Origin of the sequence: Mesorhizobium sp. M7A.F.Ca.MR.362.00.0.0, assembly GCF_004023175.1 — a bacterium.
Lineage (GTDB): Bacteria > Pseudomonadota > Alphaproteobacteria > Rhizobiales > Rhizobiaceae > Mesorhizobium.
In genome coordinates, this window is record NZ_RZTF01000381.1 from 1,687 (window position 1) to 6,212 (window position 4,526).

Annotated in this window: 4 protein-coding genes and 1 pseudogene (1 of these 5 running past the window's edge); 1 reads left to right on the plus strand and 4 read right to left on the minus strand. The window is 62.0% G+C overall.

Annotated features, from left to right (window positions below; genetic code table 11):
* The 4 genes and pseudogenes from EOC06_RS30615 to rpoZ all read right to left on the minus strand — a co-directional run.
* A pseudogene (locus EOC06_RS30615) lies at nt 1-149 on the minus strand (VOC family protein); it reaches 251 nt to the left of the window's first position.
* A 50-nt stretch (nt 150-199) separates the two neighbouring features.
* Nucleotides 200-778 (minus strand): orotate phosphoribosyltransferase, encoded by a 579-nt coding sequence (gene pyrE, locus EOC06_RS30620; RefSeq protein WP_127267157.1) that lies wholly within the window; start codon nt 776-778, stop codon nt 200-202.
* A 50-nt stretch (nt 779-828) separates the two neighbouring features.
* On the minus strand, nt 829-3,057 hold the full coding sequence (locus tag EOC06_RS30625) for a bifunctional (p)ppGpp synthetase/guanosine-3',5'-bis(diphosphate) 3'-pyrophosphohydrolase (protein ID WP_023812864.1): 2,229 nt from the start codon (nt 3,055-3,057) through the stop codon (nt 829-831).
* Between the two features lie 113 nt (nt 3,058-3,170).
* Nucleotides 3,171-3,572 (minus strand): DNA-directed RNA polymerase subunit omega, encoded by a 402-nt coding sequence (gene rpoZ / locus EOC06_RS30630; protein ID WP_013532591.1) that lies wholly within the window; start codon nt 3,570-3,572, stop codon nt 3,171-3,173.
* Nucleotides 3,573-3,897: 325 nt separating this feature from the next.
* On the opposite strand from rpoZ, the gene EOC06_RS30635 reads away from it, so the two are divergent.
* A complete protein-coding gene (locus EOC06_RS30635; protein WP_127267156.1) occupies nt 3,898-4,479 on the plus strand; it encodes an NYN domain-containing protein in 582 nt (193 codons plus the stop codon).
* Nucleotides 4,480-4,526 lie beyond the last annotated feature (47 nt).

Sequence of the window (4,526 nt, forward strand, 5' to 3'; positions counted from 1 at the left end):
CGGAAAGCCAGCGCCGTCGGCCGATCCGCCGCGTCGATGCGCTCAAAACCCAGCACGCGCTGGTAAAACTCACAGGTCACTTCCAGCGAAGCGACCGTCAGCACGAAATGATCGATGCCGGTGATCATTTCCAATCTGTCTTCACGCATGTCGCTTTCCACAAAACCGCCGCACACTGTTGGGCGAAAAAAATGCCCCGTCAGATGTTGCGGCTGCCGGGCTTGATCGCCGGGATGGCGGCAAGCTCCGGCGGCAGCCGGTCGGCCGGATAGGCCGGGACCTCATACTCGGCCAGCGCGATGAGCGGCACACCGACATCGGTCTTGCCAGCCGAACGGTCGATGATGCAGGCCGCGGCCACTACCTCGGCGCCAAGATCGCGCAGGCACTCGATGGTCTCTCGGATCGACAGGCCAGTGGTGACGATGTCCTCGACGATGACGACACGCGAACCCCTGGCTATCTCGAAGCGGCGCAAGCGGAACTCGCCGCCTTCCCGCTCGACCCAGATCGCCGGCACGCGGAGATGGCGCGAGGTCTCGTAGGCTGGGATCAGCCCGCCGATCGCCGGGCCTACGACATAGTCGATCTTGCCGGGCACGCCTGCGCGGATTTTCTCCGCCAGCGCCTTGCACAGTAGCTCGGTCTTGTCGGCATGCATGAACACGCGCGCCTTCTGCAGGAAGACCGGACTGCGCAGGCCCGAGGTCAAAATGAAATGCCCTTCCAGAACAGCACCCGCCTCGCGGAAAATGCCCAGCACTTCATCGGTGTTCATGTCTGCCTCTTTTTGATTGACCATGACTTTGTCCGAAACCGGAGCATGATCTAGCCATTGACGCGTCTTGCGTCGCTGACGCTCGAATTGTCCTTGAGCTGCGACAGCAGCCGGTTGAGGTGCTTGAGATCCCAGACTTCGAGATCGATCAGCATTTCGGTGAAGTCGGGCGCAGTGCGCACCATCGACAGCGTATGGATATTGGCGTCGTTCGAGGCAACCACCTGCGCTATATCGGCGAGTGACCCCGGCGCGTTGATGGCGGTGACCGAGACACGCGCCGGAAAGCGTTCCTTGGTGCGCTCGTCGATGTCCCAGCGCACGTCTATCCAGCGCTCGGGCTGGTCGTCGAACGCCTGCAGCGCCGGCGACTGGATCGGATAGATGGTGATGCCGGTGCCCGGCTGGACGATGCCGACGATGCGATCGCCAGGCACTGCCCCCTCCGGCGCGAAGCGCACCGGCAGATCACCGCGCACGCCGCGGATCGGCACGGCGCCATCGCGTGGCTGGTCCTTGTCCTTGCGCGCGGCGCGACCCGGAATCTGGAACAACATACCGGCCGCATTGCGGATCTTCGACCAGCCCTCCTCGCGCGGCTTGGGGACGGCCGTAGTGACGCGCTCATCCTTGTAGTCGGGGAATACCGCCTTCATGACGTCGGTGGAGGCGAGCTCGCCGCGCCCGACGGAGGCCAGCACATCCTCGATGTCCTTGCGCGCCAGCCTGTGCAGCACCTGCTTCAGGCTCTCCTTGGTGAAGGTCTTGCCGGCACGCTCGAAGGCGCGTTCCAGGATGCGGATGCCGAGACCCGAATATTGCTTGCGGATGGCGTTCTTGGTGGCACGGCGGATGGCCGAGCGCGCCTTGCCGGTGACGACGACCGATTCCCACGCCGCCGGCGGCACCTGCGCCTTGGAGCGGATGATCTCGACCTCATCGCCGTTCTTCAGTTCCGTCATCAGCGGCATGATGCGGCCGTTGACCTTGGCACCGACGCAGGTGTCGCCGACATCGGTGTGCACCGCGTAGGCGAAATCGATCGGTGTCGCGCCGCGCGGCAGCGCAATCAACATGCCTTTCGGGGTGAAGCAGAACACCTGGTCCTGGAACAGCTCCAGCTTGGTATTTTCGAGGAAATCCTCGGGATTGTCGCCCTCGGCAAGCTGCTCGATGGTGCGCCGCAGCCAGGCGTAGGCGTTGGTTTCCTTCGAAATCGCGTGGGCGGCGCCATTCGTCTTGCCGCCGGTGTCCTTGTAGATCGAATGGGCGGCGACGCCGTATTCGGCGATCTTGTTCATCTCTCGGGTGCGGATTTGCAGCTCGACACGCTGGCGCGACGGGCCGACAATGGTGGTGTGGATCGACCGATAATCGTTCTGCTTCGGCGTCGAGATGTAGTCCTTGAAGCGGCCCGGCACCATCGACCACGCGGTGTGGATGGCGCCAAGCGCCCTGTAACAATCCTCGACCGTATCGACGACGACGCGGAAGCCGAAAATGTCGGACAACTGCTCGAAGGACAGCGCCTTGGCCTCCATCTTGCGGAACACCGACCACGGCTTCTTCTGCCGGCTCTTCACGCCGGCGTTGATCGCATGCTTCTCGAACAGCGTGGACAAAGCCTTTTCGATGTCCGTCAGCACGCCCTTGTTGCGCTCGAAGATTTCGGCAAGCCGTGCGGTGACGGCGCGATAGGCTTCCGGATTGATGAAGCGGAAGGCGATCTCCTCCAGCTCCTCGCGCATGCCTTGCATGCCCATGCGGCCGGCCAGCGGCGCGTAGATATCCATCGTCTCCTCGGCGATGCGCAGGCGCTTGGCCTCCGGCATGTGGTCGAGGGTGCGCATATTGTGCAGGCGGTCGGCGAGCTTGACCAGCAGCACGCGGACATCTTCTGAAATCGCCAGCAGAAGCTTTCTCAGGTTTTCCGCCTGCTCGGCCTTCTTCGAGACGAGATCGAGCTTCTTCAGCTTGGTCAGGCCCTCGACCAGCTTGCCCATTTCGGGGCCGAACAGATCGTCGATCTCGGCCCGTGTGGCGGTCGTGTCCTCGATCGTGTCGTGCAGCAGGGCGACCGCGATCGTCGCCTCGTCCATATGCATCTCGGTGAGGATGGCGGCGACTTCGAGCGGGTGCGAGAAATACGGGTCGCCGGAAGCGCGCTTCTGGTGGCCATGCTTCTGCATGGCATAGACATAGGCCTTGTTGAGCAACGCCTCGTTGACGTCAGGCTTGTAGCGCTGGACGCGCTCGACAAGCTCATACTGACGCATCATGGGCGGGATCTCGCAGCGGTGAAATGAATCATGCACCGCACTGCTGTACGGCGCATGTCATAGATAGCCACGAAACTGCCAGGACGGAAGTGCCGGATGCTTGATCCAGGCTCTTAGTAGTCGTCGCTTTTTTCCGGTGGCACCAGACCCTCGATGCCGGCCAGGAGATCTTCCTCGGTCATGCGGTCGAAGGTGATGTTCTCCTCGGCGTCATCGGCGTCGGTGGCAGCAACGGCGGTGCCGGTCTGATCGGCAATCGCCTCGCCATCGGCCTCGGGCTCGTCGACCTCGACATGCTTCTGCAGCGAATGGATCAGATCTTCCTTGAGGTCGTCGGGCGACAGCGTCTCATCGGCGATCTCGCGCAGCGCCACGACCGGGTTCTTGTCGTTGTCACGCGGCACGGTGATCGGCGCGCCCTGGCTGATCTGCCGGGCACGGTGGCCGGCAAGCAGCACCAGTTCGAAGCGGTTGTCGACCTTGTCGATGCAATCTTCAACGGTTACGCGGGCCATGGTTTGCCCCTTTCATGCGATGGATTTGATGGAAAACAGGCGCGGTCCATAACCCGAACGCCGCCAAAATACAAGCATCATGGCAATGGCCGGGCTGCAGGGCGCCCAATCCTTCGTTCAAACACCCGATTCGGCAAAACTGGCTGTGCCTATGTGTTCGGTGTCCCGATCACAATTGCTTGCAGTGCCGCACGCGCCCTTGGATTGCCGTGAATCTGGCGCTATCTCGGATACATAGAGGTCAGCCGGTTTATTATGAGCCTGACCGAACGTCGCTATCGCATTTCGTTTAGACGGCCGTTTATTTCGAGAAGGAATATTTTCCATGTTCGACCCTCGTGAAAAAATCGCCCTATTCATCGACGGCGCCAATCTCTATGCGACGTCGCGCGCACTCGGCTTCGACATCGACTATCGCAAGCTCCTGTCGAGCTTCCAGAAACGTGGCTATCTTCTGCGCGCCTATTATTACACGGCGCTGGTCGAGGATCAGGAATACTCCTCGATCCGTCCGCTGATCGACTGGCTCGACTATAACGGCTTCAAGGTGGTCACCAAGCCGGCCAAGGAATTCACCGACTCGACCGGCCGCCGCAAGATCAAGGGCAATATGGACATCGAGCTGACGGTCGATGCGCTGGAGCTCGCCGATGTCGTCGACCACTATGTCATCTTTTCCGGCGACGGCGATTTCCGCACGCTGGTCGAGGCCCTGCAGCGGCGCGGCCGCAAGGTGTCGATCGTCTCGACCATGGCCTCGCAGCCGCCGATGATCTCCGACGATCTGCGCCGCCAGGCCGACCATTTCATCGACCTGACGACCTTGAAGAACGACGTTGGCCGCGATCCGTCCGAGCGGCCGGTGCGCAGGCCCGAGCCGGCCGAAGTCGACGAGGATGATTACTGAGGCCGGTCGCCTTGACCGCCTCTTCCGCCTCCGAGCCCAGCCGCGAC